Genomic DNA, 16,572 nt, shown 5'->3' on the forward strand with positions numbered 1-16,572 from the left:
TAATTTTGTATTACGATGACTTTTTTTGTGCACTCAGTGCATAGACCAACGGAATTTTATTCCCGAATTTTTCAATGCGCCATTTGCCTTTTTCAACCTCAACCACGTGCCTGAAACAAGGATATGGTGACCAGTCGAACTCTTTGAAATCTTTCAGTTCCAAGCCATATGAAAGCAGGTTCTGAAGCACTTCCGCCAGAGAGTGGTTCCACATTACATATTGCTGCACCAGATCTGCTGAAGGATCTGCATACGTTCCTACATAGGTTTCGGTAATGGGTTTTTCATTAAAATAATTATAATTGATCCCCTCAAAGTCATCATCAAACATCCAGACTACAGGATGAAACTCTGCCATAATGAATCTTCCGCCGGGTTTCAAAAAATGATTAATAACACCAGCCCATTTTTTAAGGTCGGGAAGCCAGCCAATTGTCCCATAGCTGGTAAAAACAAGATCAAATTTTTCATCCAAAACATCCGGAAGGCGATATACATCCGAACATATAAATCGGGTATCTGTCCGGCATTGATCAGCCAGGTCAGCAGCTTTTGATATGGCCTGATCAGACAGGTCAATCCCTGTCACATCGGCACCCAGCCTGGAAAGTGAAATAGAATCCTGACCGAAATGGCATTGCAGGTGTAGAATCTTTTTATCCTTAACATCTCCCAAAAGCTCCAGTTCAATAGAATTCAGGGAACTTCTTCCTTGTATGAATTCATCAACAAAGTAAAAATCTGATTTCAGGTGCGGTTCCACTTTGGCATTCCAGGATTTCCTATTGATTTCAAGATAATTTTCCATAATGCATTTTTATTTTTATTAATAATCAGATGGGATCACCACCGAAGTGTATATGCTATACAGTTTCCAGCCTAATAACTCATATAGAGATCTTCCCTGTTCTGTGGCTACCAGAAAATTATATTGTATTCCTTCCGATAATGCCATATCTTCCAGTACAGCCATGATTTTTCTTGCAAGCCCCTTTCGCCGGTGCCTTTCTTGCGTAACAATCCGGTCATAAACTGCTATCCCATCAACGATAATAAGCGTTCCGATCGCAGCTTCCTTATTTCCATACAGATCCTGACGATACATTTTTCAGGACTACAACGCTGAATATCGATGCTGTAACCATCAGGCAAAACACTGTTGCCAAAATTCATCCTGCTGTTGCAGTACACCATGTATCCCTGGAGCTGTACGATCCAATCTTTGGGAATCAACGACCTGAATTCTTCATATGGAGCACATACCTTCAGAAAAACCCATGATTCGTCAACAGTTTTGGCCAGCGAGAAAAAATCATTATTTAATTCCGGAAATACGCAACGGACTTTTTGTTTCGGTGCCCCGACATTGACACAGTATCCGGAAGCATATTTTTCAGGCATAGGCAGGTCTCTTGACAAAGACCATGCTCTCAGCCACTTTTCAACGATCCCTTCAGATACCTCTGGTTTCACAATCAGGCCAGGAATTCATCGACAGAAATTGTTTTCTGTTCCCCTTTTTCAAGGTCTTTAAAAGTTACTGTCTTATTCTTGATTTCTTCCTCTCCCAAAAAAACCAGGTTCCTGATTCCTTTTTTCTCTGCATAGGTAAACTGCTTGGCAATTTTCGCATTTTCAGGATATAATTCCGCTGAAATCCCTTTGGCACGAAGCTGCATAATCAGTTTCAGGGCTTCCGACGTTCCTTCCGGTCCAAAGTTAGCAAACAGGTAGTCTGTTTTTGAATCTGCACCTTCAGGGAACAGTCCCAGTTCTTCAACCACCAGGTAAATCCTGTCGAGGCCAAAAGAAATGCCTATACCGGGAATATTTTTTACTCCGAAAACTTCAGTCAGGTTATCGTATCTCCCGCCTCCGCCAATGGAGCCCATCTGCACATTGTTGGCTTTAACTTCAAAAATGGCACCGGTATAATAATCCAGGCCTCTGGCTAAGGTAATATCAAAGACCAGATTTTTGGCATCCGCACCAAGCTGAATGGATTGGTTCAAAACAAATTCAAGCTCCTCCACTCCTTTCAGTCCGGTCTCATTGCCCTGAAACTTGTCTTTCAGCTGGCTGAGGTTTTCCAAAGCGTTATCGGACTGGGTGAACAGGAAATCCAGTTTATTGATGGATTCCTGACTGATCCCTCTTTCCAGAAGTTCTTTGGTTACCCCCTCTTTTCCTATTTTATCCAGTTTATCCAGGGCAACAGTGAAGTCGATCAGCTGATCTGTAATCCCGGCATATTCTGCCAGTCCGGAAAGGACTTTCCGGTTGTTGATGTGGATCGCTACAGAAAGACCGAGATCAGCAAATGATTTTAAATACAGCTGCACCAGGTCAACTTCCTGCAACAGGCTTTCACTACCCACCACATCAGCGTCACACTGGTAAAACTCCCTGAATCTTCCTTTTTGCGGACGGTCTGCCCTCCAGACCGGCTGGATCTGATACCGTTTGAAAGGAAAGGTCAGCGTATTATGGTTCATGGCCACGAATCTTGCAAAAGGTACGGTAAGGTCATAGCGGAGTGCCTTATCCGAGATCTGGGAAGTCAGTTTCTGATGGCTTTTATTTGCCCAGTCGTCCTGGTTTACTTTAGCCGTATAATCCCCTGAATTTAATATTTTAAAAATCAGACGGTCTCCCTCTTCTCCGTATTTTCCGGTTAATGTAGAAAGATTTTCAAAGCTCGGAGTTTCCAAAGGCTGGAAGCCGAAAAGCTCAAAATTCCGCTGTAAAGTATTGATGATATATCTTCTTCTGGAAACTTCAAGAGCGGTAAAATCCCTCGTTCCTTTTGCTAAACCTGATTTCATTGTATAATTGATGAATAATTAATAATAATGCTGCTGCAAAAATAGTGAATTGAGCGGACTTACCGGCACAATAAAAGCCGGAACGGCATTTGCGCTCCGGCCAGATCATCATTTGTGCTGTGTGTCTTATACGTTTTCCAGGATCTCGAGGATTTCTGCTCCGTAATTTTCTATCTTATGTTTCCCGAAGCCTTTGATATCCAGCAGTTCTTCTTTCCTGGCCGGCTTGTATTTGGCTACAGACAGCAGTTCTTTATTGGTGGCAATGAAATATGTAGGAAGGTTCTGTTCCCTTGCTTTCTCCGAACGCCAGAACTTCAGGGCATCGAGGATTTTTTCTTCATCGGTGTTCAGCTCATCGCTGTCTGCGGCAGAATATTTTACCGTCTTCGGATCCCTGACGGTATTCTGAGAGCTTTTAAGCTCTTCAAAATACAGTACAACAGACCAGTAGTTCTCATCCTGTACAAATGCTGTTTCCACTTTTATGATTTCCCGGGTTGCCAGAAAGCTATCCAGTGCTCTCTGATCATCATAGAGAAATTCTTCCGGAAGTCTGATTTTAAAAATTTTTACTTTCATCATGCATGTTTTTACGGTTATTTGCCTCCTAACAGCAGTATTTCATCCACTCTTATTTCGGTAATGTATCTCTTGATGCCTTCCTTATCATCATAAGATCGATACATGAGCTTTCCTTCTACGGAAATTTCTTTGCCTTTATGCACATACTTCTGGAAGATATCCGCTACTTTTCCATAGGCTACCAGCGTATGCCATTGGGTCTCCTCTACTTTCTCACCTTTTGCGTTGGTGTAATGGTCGCTTGTTGCAAGCGATACCTGAGCTTTTACATTCCCGTTGTCGAAGTTTACCATTTCAACTTCTTTTCCTGTGTACCCGATCAGGGTTACTTTGTTTCTTAGTGACATAATATTAATTTTTAAAAGATTAGTTTTCAGATCCTTGACGCTCACTGTTTTTCCGGATCTCTGTTGCAAAGATTGCAGATGTACACTTCCATATCCGGTTAAAAACTATTTAAATTCATTTGTAGTCGTTTGCAAACGGATAATTACGTATATTTGAATGGAAGAAGGGATGCTGACGGTTTACCAATACTAGATCAATCAATTTTATGCAGCGTCATTTTTTCCTTCATTCGACATTTATGAGTTTACAGCAATGAAAAAAACAATACAAAGAACATTCAGGGTTTCCAGATATGTCATTTACCGTGAAACACTGGTTGATTACAGGGAACACTTCTGGTCTTTCCTCGGAGCTTTCTTCGGAATCGGCATCATTGCCTTTATCCAGTCGCATTCTCTCGCCGCTACGGAAAATATTTTTCTGATCGGATCTTTCGGGGCTTCCAGCGTGCTGATTTACGGAGCGATACAAAGCCCGCTGGCACAGCCGAGGAACCTTGTGGGCGGCCATGTGATTTCAGCATTGGTAGGAGTTACCATTTACAAAATTGTTCCGGATATCATCTGGCTTTCGGCACCTCTTGCCGTGGCCTTTTCCATCATATTGATGCAGTATACCAAAACCCTGCATCCGCCGGGAGGTGCTACTGCCCTCATTGCAGTAAGTTCTACCGGAAAAATCCCTGAGCTGGGCTATTGGTATGTTATTTCTCCCGTCTTAAGCGGCTGCCTTATCTTATTGCTGACCGCCCTGTTCTTCAACAACCTGACGCCTAACAGAAGCTACCCTGCACACAACCGATTTAAGAAGCTGCTAAAAAAAAGACATCAACATTCACATCCTGTTAAAAAGATCAGCCATGAACTGTTTAGAATGCGGCGAAAAAATCATCGGCCGGTCAGACAAAAAATTCTGCAATGATGCCTGCCGGAATGCCTATAACAATAAGCAGAATAAAGACTCGAGCAACCTGATGAGGAATGTGAACAACAAGCTGCGGAAAAATTACCGGATCCTCAGGGAAGTGAATACGGAAGGAAAAACAAAAATAACCCGGTCAAAACTTGATGGCTTAGGTTTTGATTTTGATTATTTCACAAATCTTAAAGTGTACAAAAACGGTTCGGAATATAAATTTATCTATGATTACGGATATAAAATCCTGGAAGAAGATTTTGTTTTAATTGTCAGAAACCAGGGATAGCCCGACAAAAATGCCTATTATGAAAGAAATTATCCTGATTACCGGAGCCAACGGATTGATTGCCCGCAAACTGGCCGAAAAGCTGGACAAAGAATATAGAGTCAGGTTCCTAACGCGCAAAAAAAAGAAAGCCCATGAATTTGAATGGGACCTGAAAAAAGGCACAGTAGATCAGGCTGCTTTCGACAATGTTTCCCATATCATCCATCTTGCCGGCGCCAATATTTCTGAAAAACGATGGACCGATGAAAGAAAAAAGGAACTGATTTCCAGTCGTGTTGATTCTGCCCGGCTTCTGATGGAAGGTGTCAGAAACCGGAATATCAAGCTGAAATCCTTTATTTCCGCGTCAGGGATCAATTATTACGGTACGGAAACTACTGAAAAGATATATACTGAAGAAGATCCGGCAGGAAAAGATTTCCTGAGTGAGGTCGTCGTCCTGTGGGAACAGGTTGCCGATGAATTCACTGAAAACGGACTGGCCGAAAGAGTCGTGAAGCTGCGCACGGCGGTGGTCCTTTCTGAAAAAGAAGGCGCTTTAAAAAAGTTGATGGTTCCTGTGGAATACGGGATCGGTTCTCCCCTGGGCACCGGAAAGCAGTATATGCCCTGGATTCACCTTGAAGATATCGCCTCAATGTATGAATATGCCGTAAAAAACAATTCCGTGGAAGGCGCTTATAATGCCGTTGCTCCACAACATACTACCAATGCTGCTTTTACGAAAGAAGTGGCCGGAATACTGAACCGTCCGTTTATCATGCCGAATGTACCGGCGTTCCTGTTGAAATTGATTTTCGGCGAACTTTCGGTAGCCGTACTGGAAGGTTCAAGGGCTTCAGCAAAAAAAATAATGGATTCCGGATTCGATTTCAGGTTCCCGGATCTCCATACTGCTTTACAAGATTTATTAAAAGATAAAATTAACAAATAAGAAAATCAGGAGACTTATTGAATAAACCTGCTTTTACGTATTTCAAACCTATTCATTTATGCAAGACAATAAAATCCATATTACCAAAACTGAAATCCTTTCTGACCAGTGGTATACCCTGAAAAAAGTGACGTATGACAAAACCATGCATAACGGAAGTGTCAGGACCCAGAGCAGAGAAGCGTATGACCGTGGAAACGGTGCCGCTATTCTGCTGTATGACAAAGAACGGAAAACCGTCATATTAACCCGTCAGTTCCGGCTGCCTTCTTTCCTGAACGGAAACCCTACCGGAATGCTGATTGAGGTATGTGCCGGGCTGCTGGATAACGATGATCCGGAAGCATGCATCCGAAGGGAAACTGAGGAGGAAACCGGGTATAAAATCTCTCATGTGGAAAAGGTTTTCGAAGCGTATATGTCTCCCGGTGCCGTTACAGAGATCCTGTATTGCTTTATTGCGGAATATGCCCAGGATATGAAAACAGCAGAGGGCGGCGGTCTTGAAGAGGAAGGTGAAGACATCGAGGTCCTGGAATTCGGGTATGAAGAGGCACTGCGGATGGTAGACACCGGAGAAATCAGGGACGCGAAAACTATTATGCTGATACAGCATCTGAGAGTTAAAAATATTTTATAAATTATTACGTTTTACTTTAAATCCTTTTTTCATGAAAATATGGTATACCCTTAGTCTTTCTATCCTGTTTTGCGCACCTGCTTTTGCTCAGAAGGCGGAGAAACTGGGCGCAAAAGACAAGGCAGCAACGGAACATTTCCAAAACAGCTATAAAAAGAAAAATTATAAAAAATTCGATGGTAAAATAATCCCTGGCAGTAATGAAGTCCGGTTTGATGATAAAGTGGTTTATTATGACACTTCGGATAAAACCACTGCCCTGCTGCTTAAAGAGGGACTCATTTATCCTCAGCTGCTGACTGACTACCAGATGCAGAAATTCATTGACGAAACCACCGACCGTACCCAAAAAAGGTTTTTAAAGCTGCAGAAAGATCCCAGAGCGGGTTTTGATGTAAACCAAGTGAAACTTGGCCCGATAACTGAAGCCAGCTTTCTGAAAACCGGTCCGCAGGTAAGGCGATTCAAAATGATCTGCAAAGACAGCAGGTTCCCGAATTCCATCATCTATTTTATCGAACTCACCAATAAAAGTGCGACTGATGCTACGCCAACGGAACAATTTATTAAGGAAGCCAAACTGACGCATATTTATCAGCAGGAATAACATATCTATTACCCTGGTGTTATATTGATGAATCATCATAGATTAATGACTGCTGAATACCAAAACATGAGTTTATATTTCAATGCCATCTGTGAGTTCAGGCAGTTGAATCCTGTGGTCAAAGGACAGCCGTTACGGACCAATGATCCCGGTATGATGAGCATCAGGGATTCACTTCTTGGGTTAAAGCATGCGTTAGAACAGCAGTACACATCAATAGATAATATTGATTGCTCTATTCAAATCTCAAAAGGGATCACCAATCTTCCTCATATTCTGTATGCCTGTATCCTTCCGCCTGGCCAGTTGGTTCCGAACGGTATCTACACAGCCATTTGTTTTGATATTCTGGGCAGAGGTGCCCTGGCAGGATGTGTTGAGTCTAAAGTAACGGCTAAAGGGTTAACCACAGTGCACAGGAAGAAAGGCGGCAAGCTCCTCGGTATCGATGTAGATGGTGCCAGTGAAAGAACACAGTACAACAATGTATTCGTCAACCCGAAAGAATTTTATTATCCTCTTGAGAATACTGTAGAATTAGATCTGCACATTAAAGCTTCACTGAAGCTGGCCATTGGTTTTCTTGAACGCTGATGGTATTGTAAACAACAGCAACTTAAAGTTAGCTTTAAAAGGTATATCAGGAACTGATTTAACAGACTGTTATTGTTCAAAAACTTCTCGATACACTCCGCTGCGCTGCATTACTCGAAGTGACGAATGAGATATTTTACTGAACAAATACTAAAGTAGTAAATTAATAATTAAAATTTACTTTGTAAACAGCCGTCACTTCGAGTAGCTTGAAAAAGCGTATCGAGAAGTGATTTAACAGAACACTATTGCTCAAAAACTTCTCGATACACTCTGCTACGCTGCGTTACTCGAAGTGACGGAGGAGATATTTTACTGAACAAACACTAAAGTAGTAAATTAATAATTAAAATTTACTTTGTAAACAGCCGTCACTTCGAGTAGCTTGAAAAAGCGTATCGAGAAGTGATTTAACAGAACACTATTGCTCAAAAACTTCTCGATACACTCCGCTTCGCTGCGTTACTCGAAGTGACGCAGGAAATAATTGTATGAATTAGAAGCTTGAGTGAGTTTGGAATCAAAAATTTATACGATCAACCTCCGTCACTTCGAGTAGCTTGAAAAAGCGTATCGAGCAAGTGGTTTAACAGGGTGCTATCGCTCAAAACTTCTTAAAGCTTCTTGATATACTTAGCTCAGATTTGCTACTCAGACTTGCAAAGAATACCATCTTTTTACATACTTTGCAATAAAACACCTCCAAAACTAATTACATCCGGTTTTTCAAAACAAATAATTCCTACATTTGCTCCAGAAAACAGTTCTTTAACATACTTCATCAAACGGAAAAGGTTTTACGTAAAGTAGATTAATAGGGAATCGTGTGAGAATCACGAGCTGTCGCGCAACTGTAAGTAATACCCCAAAGGTTTTTGTCCTAGTATATCCACTGTGAAAACGGGAAGGATGACAGAAACTGTTACAAGTCAGGAGACCTGCCTGTTCCGGATTGACAATGCTCCCGCGGTCCGGAGTTTTGGTCATAAAGATGATACCGGAATGTATTGGTTAAATTTATCAGGACTGAAAACAGAGTTGCTTTGGCACAGATAACACTAAGCCCTAAGCTGTTCAACCATCTTTAAATTTACCTGTAAAACTCATGCCGTGCTGCATGGGAAAATATATTTCAAAGTATCATTCCCAATGGATCAGATCCTGTTTGCGCTGGCATTGCGAAGCATCTGAAGAACTTTTAATAATTGTTTTATTTAAAAGTTTAAGAACATGCAAACGCACATTCTGGGCTATCCGCGTATTGGTAGCCAAAGAGAACTCAAAAAAGCCTGCGAGCAGTATTGGTCAGGCAAAATTTCACTGGATGAACTGCTGGAAACCGGCAAAAATCTCACCCTACACCACTGGAAAAATCAGCACGAAGCAGGCATCGACCTGATTCCCTGCAACGATTTTTCGTATTACGATCAGGTGCTGGATATGACGCTTACTGTAGGAGCCATTCCGCCACGGTACCTCGAAATTGCTTCCCGGAAAACAGAGACTGATTTGTACTTCGCCATGGCAAGAGGGTTTCAGCAGGAAGGTCTGGACATTACCGCGATGGAAATGACGAAATGGTTCGACACCAACTATCATTACATTGTCCCTGAATTCCATAAAGATCAAGAATTCTCGCTGTTTTCAGACAGGATCATCAGGGAATTCACCAGAGCAAAAGAAGCAGGCATCAAAGCAAAGCCTGTCATCATCGGATTACTGACTTATCTCCTGCTCGGAAAAGAAAAGGAAGAAGGTTTTGATAAACTGGATTTAGCGCAGAATTTACTTCCGGTATACCTCCGGATCTTGAAGGAACTGGAACAGCACGGCGCGGAATACATCCAGTTTGATGAGCCATTCCTCGCAATGGACCTTACTGAAAAGGCTAAAGAAACCTATGAATTCATCTATGCTGAAATCAGAAAAGAGTTCCCGGATCTGAAATTGATCATTGCCACCTATTTTGAAGGTTTAAGGGATAACCTTACCCTGGCGGTTTCCCTTCCTGCCGATATTCTGCATATCGACCTGGTCCGTTGCCCCGAACAGCTGAATGAGGTATTAAGGATCCTTCCAAAAACAATGAGTCTATCCCTGGGAATCGTGGACGGAAGAAATATCTGGAAAAACAATTTTCAGAAATCCCTCCAGGTTATCGAAAGAGCAATCACAAAAATCGGTACCGATAGGATCCTTATTGCACCTTCATGCTCTCTGCTCCACACACCTATTGACCTGGATCTGGAAAAGAACGAGAACATTTTATATCCGGAAATCAAGCATTGGATGGCTTTTGCCAGGCAGAAATTGAGTGAAGTCGTAAGCCTGAAAAAACTGGCATCCGGAAATGCCAATTATGAGGTATTGCTTGAGTATGCCCATAATCAGAAAGCCGTTGAAGATCGTGAGGTTTCTGCGCTGATCCATAATGAAGACGTAAAAATACGTGCGGAAGTCATTACCAGTGAGGAGACGCATAGGGAGCATCCTTTTTCCATCCGGAAGAAAATCCAGCGCCATGTGCTCCAGCTTCCTCTTTTCCCCACCACAACCATCGGCTCATTCCCGCAAACCACAGAAGTAAGGAACTGGAGGTCCAGATTTAAAAAGGGAGAGCTGAATGCAAAACAGTATGACAAACTTCTGAAGCAGGAAACCAAACGCACCATCCGCTGGCAGGAAGACATCGGGATCGATGTGCTGGTTCACGGTGAATTTGAGCGCAATGACATGGTGGAATATTTCGGGGAACAGCTGGCCGGATTTGCCTTTACGCAAAACGGCTGGGTACAGAGCTACGGAAGCCGCTGCGTGAAACCACCGGTAATTTACGGAGACGTACACCGTCCGAACCCAATGACGGTCTACTGGTCCGAATATGCGCAGTCTTTAACCAAAAAATGGGTAAAAGGAATGCTGACCGGACCGGTTACCATTCTTCAGTGGTCGTTTGTGCGTGATGACCAGCCGCGTTCGCTTACGTGCAGGCAGATTGCACTGGCCATCCGCGATGAAGTCTGCGATCTTGAAAGAGCCGGGATCCGGATCATCCAGATTGACGAGCCTGCGATCCGCGAAGGGTTGCCGCTAAGAAAATCCGACTGGAAGAATTACCTGAAATGGGCCGTGGAAGCATTTCGGATCTCGGCCAGCGGCGTAGAGGATGCCACCCAGATCCATACGCATATGTGTTATTCTGAATTCAATGATATCATCCAGGATATTGCCGATATGGACGCCGATGTCATCACCATAGAATGTTCCCGGAGCCAGATGGAACTTCTGAATGCCTTTGCTGATTTCAAATACCCGAACGAAATTGGTCCCGGCGTGTACGACATCCATTCGCCAAGGGTTCCGTCCAAAGAAGAAATGGTGGAGCTGCTGAAAAAGGCACAGGCCGTTATCCCGGCAGACCAGATTTGGGTAAATCCGGATTGCGGACTGAAAACCAGGCATTGGGAAGAAACCGAAAAGGCGCTGATTGCCATGGTGAAAGCCTCAAAGGAAATGAGCGGGCAATTTAAAAAAGAAAAAATGGAATATTAGAATGACAGGAGCTTTAGGGCTCCTGTTTTTATTTTATGGTTTAAAAAAATACAAGGCTGTTTAATAATCTAAACGCTGCCTAAACCTTATAGGTTTTGAAAACCTATAAGGTTTAAAATCTATAAGCAGAAATTAATTCTGATTGTCTTTCAGCCTTTTGACTTCCTCTTTGAGTAAGCCGATATACTCCTGCAGGTTTTTAATAATTTCAATGCTTAACTCATTGTTGAATGTCTGAATATTTGAGCCTGCCGCAGGACTATCATTGAATGTTGAGTTGTTATTATTGATAATCATTGTTCCTTCCTCTTCCTCATAAATTTCTTCTACCGGGACATTAAGGAAGTTGGCGATCTTTTCCCATTCTTCATGGATGATCTTCACGTCACCACCTTCTTTCCTGCAATAATTGGATACATCGGTAGCAATAACCTCGGCAATCTGCTGTTGGGTGTAGCCTTTCTTTTTTCTGATCGAACGTAATTTTTCTTTTTGCATAATCTGCTTTTTACAAATATAAAAAAAGACTTTTGTTTTTCAAATGCTTTCATCCGTTTTTGATTTTGCTGCTATGTATTCACAAAAGGCATGATACACAAATAATTAACATTAAATAACACTTCAGTTTAAATTAAAAACCCTAATTTTGCACTCCGAAATAAGGATTCAACCATATGAAAAAATTAGGCGAATACAGAAAGCTTCTGGAAGTAGATAAAAATGTGACATTAAAGGAGCTGAAAACCATTTACAGGAATACGATGAAAGATACGCATCCTGATAAATTCATCAACGATGAAGCCGGCAAGCAGGAAGCGGAAGAGAAAAGTAAATCTGTGATTGAAGCCTATCATTTCCTGGTAAGCATCAACCCGGAAACACAGGAAAAATATAAGGAAGAATATACGGAAACCACAACGACATCCAATATTCAGGATTTTTACCTTGAAAAATCAATCCTTACTGTTCAGCACCTGAACGGAAACATCTACGAATACCTGGGTGTCCCGAGAAACACCTACATCAAAATGGTGAACGCCGATTCGCCGAGCCGTTTTGCCAGGAGGCACATTTACGGAAGTTTTGTATACCGGAAAGCGGGCGAAGCCATGGAGGCTTAAGCTTCAGCTCAACATATTTGAAAGGCTTCCGGGATTCCGGAAGCTTTTTTTGTTTGCAATTTATTTGATATCCCGTCACTTCGGGTAACGCAGCGAAGCGAAGTGTATCGAGAAGTTTTGAACAAATAGCACTCTGTTAAATCACTTCTCGATACGCTTTTCAAGCTACTCGAAGTGACGGAAGTTGACATACAAATTTTGATTTCAAATTCACTCAATCTCTAATTCATTTCATACAACTATTTCCTACGTCACTTCGAGTAACGCAGCGAAGCGGAGTGTATCGGGAAGTTTTTGAGCAGTAGCATTCTGATAATCCACTTCTCGATACGCTTTTCAAGCTACTCGAAGTGACGGAGGTTGATCGTATAAATTTTTGATTCCAAAGTCACTCAAGCTTCTATTTAATACAACTATTTCCTACGTCACTTCGAGTAACGCAGCGGAGCGGAGTGTATCGAGAAGTTTTTGAACCATAGCACTCTATTAAATCACTTCTCGATACGCTTTTCAAGCTACTCGAAGTGACGGAGGTTGATCGTATAAATTTTTGATTCCTAATTCACTCAAGCTTCTAATTCATTTCATACAACTATTTCCTACGTCACTTCGAGTAACGCAGCGGAGCGGAGTGTATCGAAAAGTTTTTGAACCATAGCACTCTATTAAATCACTTCTCGATACGCTTTTCAAGCTACTCGAAGTGACGGAGGTTGATCGTATAAATTTTTGATTCCTAATTCACTCAAGCTTCTAATTCATTTCATACAACTATTTCCTACGTCACTTCGGGTAACGTAGCGAAGCGGAGTGTATCGAGAAGCTTTGAGCAATAATAATCTATTAAATGACTTCTCGATACGCTTTTTAAGCTAATTGAAGTGATGGAGTTGTTACAGAATTACTTTTAAAGACGAAAAAAAGCGCATCATTTCTGATACGCTTAAGGTTAATTAAAAGGTGGATCTATTAATCCGTGTGTTTTGGAGTAAATCCGTCTTCACTGAGTTCCCTATGCTCATAATCGGCTTTCATTTCGGCTTCATAATCTATCTTTTCATTTTTGCCCATTCTTCTTAAAATGGAATCAAACAGAGAGTATACAACCGGTACGATGATCAGGGTCAGGAAGAGTGATGAAGTCAGACCCCCGATGATTACCCAGGCAAGTCCGTTATTCATTTCTGCTCCGGCTCCTTTGGCGATCGCAATCGGGATCATCCCGAAGATCATCGCAATAGTCGTCATCAAAATCGGACGGAGACGGGCATGGTTTGCCTGAATCAGGGCATCATGGGTATTGGCTCCTGCAGCTTTTCTCATATTGGCAAAGTCGACAATCATAATCGCATTTTTCGCCACCAGACCAATCAGCATGATCATCCCCAGCATCGTAAAGATGTTCAGCGAGTTTCCGGTGATGGCCAGGATCACCATAACCCCGATCAATGCCAGTGGAATAGAGAACAGTACCACAAACGGATACACAAAGGAATCATATAAGGAAACCATTACGAGATATACCAATACGATGGCTGCCAGCAAGGCAATTCCCAATGTACCGAAACCTTCGGTCTGGTTTTCCATGTCTCCGCTCCAGATATACGATACTCCGGCAGGTTTTGTTTTTTCATTATCCATGAACATGGCTGCCCATTCGTTGGCCACATCCCCTGACGGACGGCCAACTACTTTGGATTTTACCTTTACGGAAGGAGCTTTGTCCCTACGTTCCAGCAAGCTTGGCCCGGAACCCATTTTCACATCGGCAAACTGGCTCAGCCTGATCTGCTGCCCCTGAGGATTGGTAAACATCAGGTTTCTCACATCATCAATCGACTGCCTGTTGGCATCGCCGAAACGGATGTTGATATCATATTCATATTCCCCGGCTCTGAACTTCCCATCGGTATTTCCGCTGAATGCCGTCTGCATGGTTTGTCCGACACTGGAAAGGTTCAGGCCTAAAGCGGCCATCTTATCACGGTCGATATTCACCTGAACTTCAGGGTTTCCGGAATCGGTAGACAGTTCTGCATCTACAGCACCGGGAACTTTTTTAAGCAGTCCAAGGATCCTGTTGGCTTCCTTGTTTGCGGTTTCATTGTCCTGAGCGGTAACCACCAATTCGATCGGAGCATTATCCGCTCCCATCAATCCGATAGGTGCAGTCTTAAATTCTACTCCAGTGAATTTTTCTTCGAGCGCCCTTTTGATCTTCGCTGACTTGATATCCGTACTTTCGTTACGCTTGGATTTATCCACCAGGATCACCTGGATTTCCGATTGGTACAAGGTAGCCTGAGCGCCTCCGAATCCGGAAGACTGTTGACCAACCGTGGTAATCATATCCACCACATCTTTATCGTTTCTCAGGAATTTTTCAACTTCCAGGGTTACCTGGTTGGTTTTCTCTACAGAAGCGTCTTTCGGCAATTCCATCTGAACCAGAAATTGTCCCCGGTCCATTTTAGGGAAGAATTCACCTCCGATGAATCCGAATGCTACCAGCATGAAGGAGGAAAGCAGGATGATAAATGTGATGATCACCGTCATCACTCTTCTCAAAGTGGTTTTTAAAACCCATTCCAGAATGCCCGTAATCCAGTGGGTAAATTTCTCCAACTGTTTCTCGAACCAGAGAATGAATCTTTCAAAAACGTTCTTCCCTGTAAGATGCACGAGTTTACCGTACCTTGAAGACAACCAAGGAATGATGGTAAATGAAGCCAGCAAGGACAGCAGGGTCGCAATAACTACCGTTACACAGAACTGGGCCAGGATATCCGACACCAATCCTGAACTCATCGCAATCGGTAAGAATACCACCACAATAACCAGCGTAATTGCCGTTACGGTAAACCCGATTTCTGAAGCTCCGTCATAAGCGGCACGGATCCTGCTTTTCCCCATCTCCATATGCCGGTACACGTTTTCCAGTACCACAATCGCGTCATCCACGAGGATACCTACCACAAGTGACAGTCCCAGTAAACTCATCAGGTTAAGGGTATAACCCATTAGGTACATCCCGATTACCGTGGCAATCAGAGACATTGGAATGGAAACCATAACGATAAAAGCGTTCCTGATGTTGTGGAGGAACAATAACATCACCACCGCTACCAGGATAATCGCCAGGAATAAGTCGAAAATTACGTGATCGGCTGCTTCCAGGGTAAAATCTGTGGTATCATCTACAATATTCAGCTGAATTCCCTGAGCCTTATAGTTGTTCTGAACCTGGGCAATGGTTTTCTGAACCAGTTCCGAAACAGCCACCGCATTCGCATCCGATTGTTTTTTCACCTGAAGCAAAATGGTAGAATTCTGGTTGTACCGTGCGATTTTCTCTACATCTTTCTGTGAATCGAAAACCGTGGCAATATCAGAGAGACGTACCTGGGCTCCGTTTTTATTGGAAACCACAAGGTTGTTCAGTTCAGCTACATCTTTATATTTTCCGGACAGACGGATCGTTGATCTCGATGTCCTTGTTTTTAATGCTCCTGTAGGGAAATCCAGGTTGGAAGAAAGGATAGCCTGCTGCACATCGCCTATAGAAAGGCCATATCCCTGCAGTTTCTTTTCATCCAGGTTCACCTGAATCTCTCTCTCCTGACCACCCACTAAAGTAACCTGAGCCACCCCGTTCACACGGGAAAAGATCGGTTCTATTTTCTTGTCTAAAAGATCGTAAAGCTCTTTATTATTCAGCTTGTTGCTGGTAATACTCAGCGTCATGATCGGAAGGTCATCCAGCGAGAATTTCTGCAAAGACGGCGGGTCTGCATCATCCGGAAGGTCTGCCAGGATAGCATTCACCTTTCTCTGGGCATCGTTCAGCGCATAGTTGACATCGGCTCCTGTGTTCAGCTGAACCATGATTACCGATAAACTTTCATAAGATGAAGATTCTACTTTCTTTACATTCTCCAGAGACCCTACGGCATCTTCAATTTTCCGGGTCACGGACGTTTCCACCTCTGCAGGCGAAGCTCCGGGATATACCGTAGAAATGGTGACCACATTGGTTTCAAACTTCGGAATCAATTCATACCCCATCATGGAGTAGCTTAACAAACCGCCCAGCGTGAGGATCGTAAAGAGTACGATCACCAGGGACGGCCTTTTAATGGATATTTCTGCTAACTTCATC

At 42.9% G+C, this 16,572-nt stretch carries 16 protein-coding genes and 1 riboswitch; of the genes, 8 read left to right on the forward strand and 8 right to left on the reverse strand.

Going from position 1 to position 16,572, the window contains the following annotated elements:
* Positions 1-10: 10 nt before the first annotated feature.
* From CGB83_RS02870 to CGB83_RS02890, 6 genes are all read right to left on the reverse strand, one after another.
* Entirely contained in the window at positions 11-808 is a 798-nt protein-coding gene (locus tag CGB83_RS02870) for a class I SAM-dependent methyltransferase (RefSeq protein ID WP_100074432.1), read from the reverse strand.
* 18 nt (positions 809-826) lie between these two features.
* Positions 827-1,105, reverse strand: a complete 279-nt coding sequence (locus CGB83_RS02875) for a GNAT family N-acetyltransferase (protein ID WP_100074433.1) — start codon at positions 1,103-1,105, stop codon at positions 827-829.
* Positions 1,036-1,473 carry a hypothetical protein gene (locus CGB83_RS20085; RefSeq protein WP_157761277.1) on the reverse strand — a complete coding sequence of 146 codons (438 nt, stop codon included), beginning with the start codon at positions 1,471-1,473 and terminating at the stop codon, positions 1,036-1,038. Before CGB83_RS20085 ends, CGB83_RS02875 begins: the two co-directional genes overlap by 70 nt.
* 2 nt (positions 1,474-1,475) lie before the next feature.
* Complete coding sequence (hisS, locus tag CGB83_RS02880; RefSeq protein ID WP_100074434.1) at positions 1,476-2,825, reverse strand: histidine--tRNA ligase; 1,350 nt, start codon at positions 2,823-2,825, stop codon at positions 1,476-1,478.
* A 126-nt stretch (positions 2,826-2,951) separates the two neighbouring features.
* Positions 2,952-3,410 (reverse strand): HRDC domain-containing protein, encoded by a 459-nt coding sequence (locus CGB83_RS02885; RefSeq protein ID WP_228420065.1) that lies wholly within the window; start codon positions 3,408-3,410, stop codon positions 2,952-2,954.
* Between the two features lie 14 nt (positions 3,411-3,424).
* On the reverse strand, positions 3,425-3,757 hold the full coding sequence (locus CGB83_RS02890) for a single-stranded DNA-binding protein (protein ID WP_100077470.1): 333 nt from the start codon (positions 3,755-3,757) through the stop codon (positions 3,425-3,427).
* A 253-nt stretch (positions 3,758-4,010) separates the two neighbouring features.
* Between CGB83_RS02890 and CGB83_RS02895 the strand changes: the two genes are divergently transcribed.
* The 7 genes from CGB83_RS02895 to metE all read left to right on the forward strand — a co-directional run bounded on the left by CGB83_RS02895 (position 4,011) and on the right by metE (position 11,292).
* Positions 4,011-4,679, forward strand: coding sequence for an HPP family protein (locus tag CGB83_RS02895; RefSeq protein WP_100074435.1), 669 nt, complete (start codon positions 4,011-4,013; stop codon positions 4,677-4,679).
* Positions 4,618-4,962, forward strand: coding sequence for a hypothetical protein (locus CGB83_RS02900; protein ID WP_100074436.1), 345 nt, complete (start codon positions 4,618-4,620; stop codon positions 4,960-4,962). The genes CGB83_RS02895 and CGB83_RS02900 overlap by 62 nt, the downstream gene beginning before the upstream one ends.
* A 19-nt stretch (positions 4,963-4,981) precedes the next feature.
* A complete protein-coding gene (locus CGB83_RS02905; RefSeq protein WP_100077471.1) occupies positions 4,982-5,899 on the forward strand; it encodes a TIGR01777 family oxidoreductase in 918 nt (305 codons plus the stop codon).
* 58 nt (positions 5,900-5,957) lie between these two features.
* The gene (nudK, locus tag CGB83_RS02910; RefSeq protein WP_100074437.1) at positions 5,958-6,539 is read left to right on the forward strand and encodes a GDP-mannose pyrophosphatase NudK; all 582 of its coding nucleotides are present in this window, start codon (positions 5,958-5,960) and stop codon (positions 6,537-6,539) included.
* Positions 6,540-6,570: 31 nt separating this feature from the next.
* A complete protein-coding gene (locus tag CGB83_RS02915; protein WP_100074438.1) occupies positions 6,571-7,146 on the forward strand; it encodes a hypothetical protein in 576 nt (191 codons plus the stop codon).
* Positions 7,147-7,212: 66 nt separating this feature from the next.
* Positions 7,213-7,740, forward strand: a complete 528-nt coding sequence (locus CGB83_RS02920; protein WP_157761278.1) for a hypothetical protein — start codon at positions 7,213-7,215, stop codon at positions 7,738-7,740.
* A 775-nt stretch (positions 7,741-8,515) separates the two neighbouring features.
* A riboswitch (cobalamin riboswitch) is annotated at positions 8,516-8,700 on the forward strand.
* Between the two features lie 270 nt (positions 8,701-8,970).
* Positions 8,971-11,292 (forward strand): 5-methyltetrahydropteroyltriglutamate--homocysteine S-methyltransferase, encoded by a 2,322-nt coding sequence (metE, locus tag CGB83_RS02925; protein ID WP_100074440.1) that lies wholly within the window; start codon positions 8,971-8,973, stop codon positions 11,290-11,292.
* Positions 11,293-11,424: 132 nt separating this feature from the next.
* On the opposite strand, the gene CGB83_RS02930 is transcribed toward metE, so the two are convergent.
* Positions 11,425-11,790 carry a helix-turn-helix domain-containing protein gene (locus CGB83_RS02930; RefSeq protein WP_100074441.1) on the reverse strand — a complete coding sequence of 122 codons (366 nt, stop codon included), beginning with the start codon at positions 11,788-11,790 and terminating at the stop codon, positions 11,425-11,427.
* Positions 11,791-11,966: 176 nt separating this feature from the next.
* On the opposite strand from CGB83_RS02930, the gene CGB83_RS02935 reads away from it, so the two are divergent.
* On the forward strand, positions 11,967-12,413 hold the full coding sequence (locus CGB83_RS02935; RefSeq protein ID WP_100074442.1) for a KTSC domain-containing protein: 447 nt from the start codon (positions 11,967-11,969) through the stop codon (positions 12,411-12,413).
* 969 nt (positions 12,414-13,382) lie between these two features.
* Here CGB83_RS02935 and CGB83_RS02940 read toward each other — a convergent pair.
* Entirely contained in the window at positions 13,383-16,571 is a 3,189-nt protein-coding gene (locus CGB83_RS02940; protein WP_100074443.1) for an efflux RND transporter permease subunit, read from the reverse strand.
* Between the last annotated feature and the right edge of the window lies 1 nt (position 16,572).

Source organism: Chryseobacterium camelliae, from assembly GCF_002770595.1.
Classification (GTDB): domain Bacteria; phylum Bacteroidota; class Bacteroidia; order Flavobacteriales; family Weeksellaceae; genus Chryseobacterium; species Chryseobacterium camelliae.

Coding starts and splice junctions, on each gene's coding strand:
- CGB83_RS02870 (WP_100074432.1), bottom strand. CDS start 808: ATGGAAAATTATCTTGAAATCAATAGGAAATCCTGGAATGCCAAAGTG.
- CGB83_RS02875 (WP_100074433.1), bottom strand. CDS start 1,105: ATGTATCGTCAGGATCTGTATGGAAATAAGGAAGCTGCGATCGGAACG.
- hisS (WP_100074434.1), bottom strand. CDS start 2,825: ATGAAATCAGGTTTAGCAAAAGGAACGAGGGATTTTACCGCTCTTGAA.
- CGB83_RS02885 (WP_228420065.1), bottom strand. CDS start 3,410: ATGATGAAAGTAAAAATTTTTAAAATCAGACTTCCGGAAGAATTTCTC.
- CGB83_RS02890 (WP_100077470.1), bottom strand. CDS start 3,757: ATGTCACTAAGAAACAAAGTAACCCTGATCGGGTACACAGGAAAAGAA.
- CGB83_RS02895 (WP_100074435.1), top strand. CDS start 4,011: ATGAAAAAAACAATACAAAGAACATTCAGGGTTTCCAGATATGTCATT.
- CGB83_RS02900 (WP_100074436.1), top strand. CDS start 4,618: ATGAACTGTTTAGAATGCGGCGAAAAAATCATCGGCCGGTCAGACAAA.
- CGB83_RS02905 (WP_100077471.1), top strand. CDS start 4,982: ATGAAAGAAATTATCCTGATTACCGGAGCCAACGGATTGATTGCCCGC.
- nudK (WP_100074437.1), top strand. CDS start 5,958: ATGCAAGACAATAAAATCCATATTACCAAAACTGAAATCCTTTCTGAC.
- CGB83_RS02915 (WP_100074438.1), top strand. CDS start 6,571: ATGAAAATATGGTATACCCTTAGTCTTTCTATCCTGTTTTGCGCACCT.
- CGB83_RS02920 (WP_157761278.1), top strand. CDS start 7,213: ATGAGTTTATATTTCAATGCCATCTGTGAGTTCAGGCAGTTGAATCCT.
- metE (WP_100074440.1), top strand. CDS start 8,971: ATGCAAACGCACATTCTGGGCTATCCGCGTATTGGTAGCCAAAGAGAA.
- CGB83_RS02930 (WP_100074441.1), bottom strand. CDS start 11,790: ATGCAAAAAGAAAAATTACGTTCGATCAGAAAAAAGAAAGGCTACACC.
- CGB83_RS02935 (WP_100074442.1), top strand. CDS start 11,967: ATGAAAAAATTAGGCGAATACAGAAAGCTTCTGGAAGTAGATAAAAAT.
- CGB83_RS02940 (WP_100074443.1), bottom strand. CDS start 16,571: ATGAAGTTAGCAGAAATATCCATTAAAAGGCCGTCCCTGGTGATCGTA.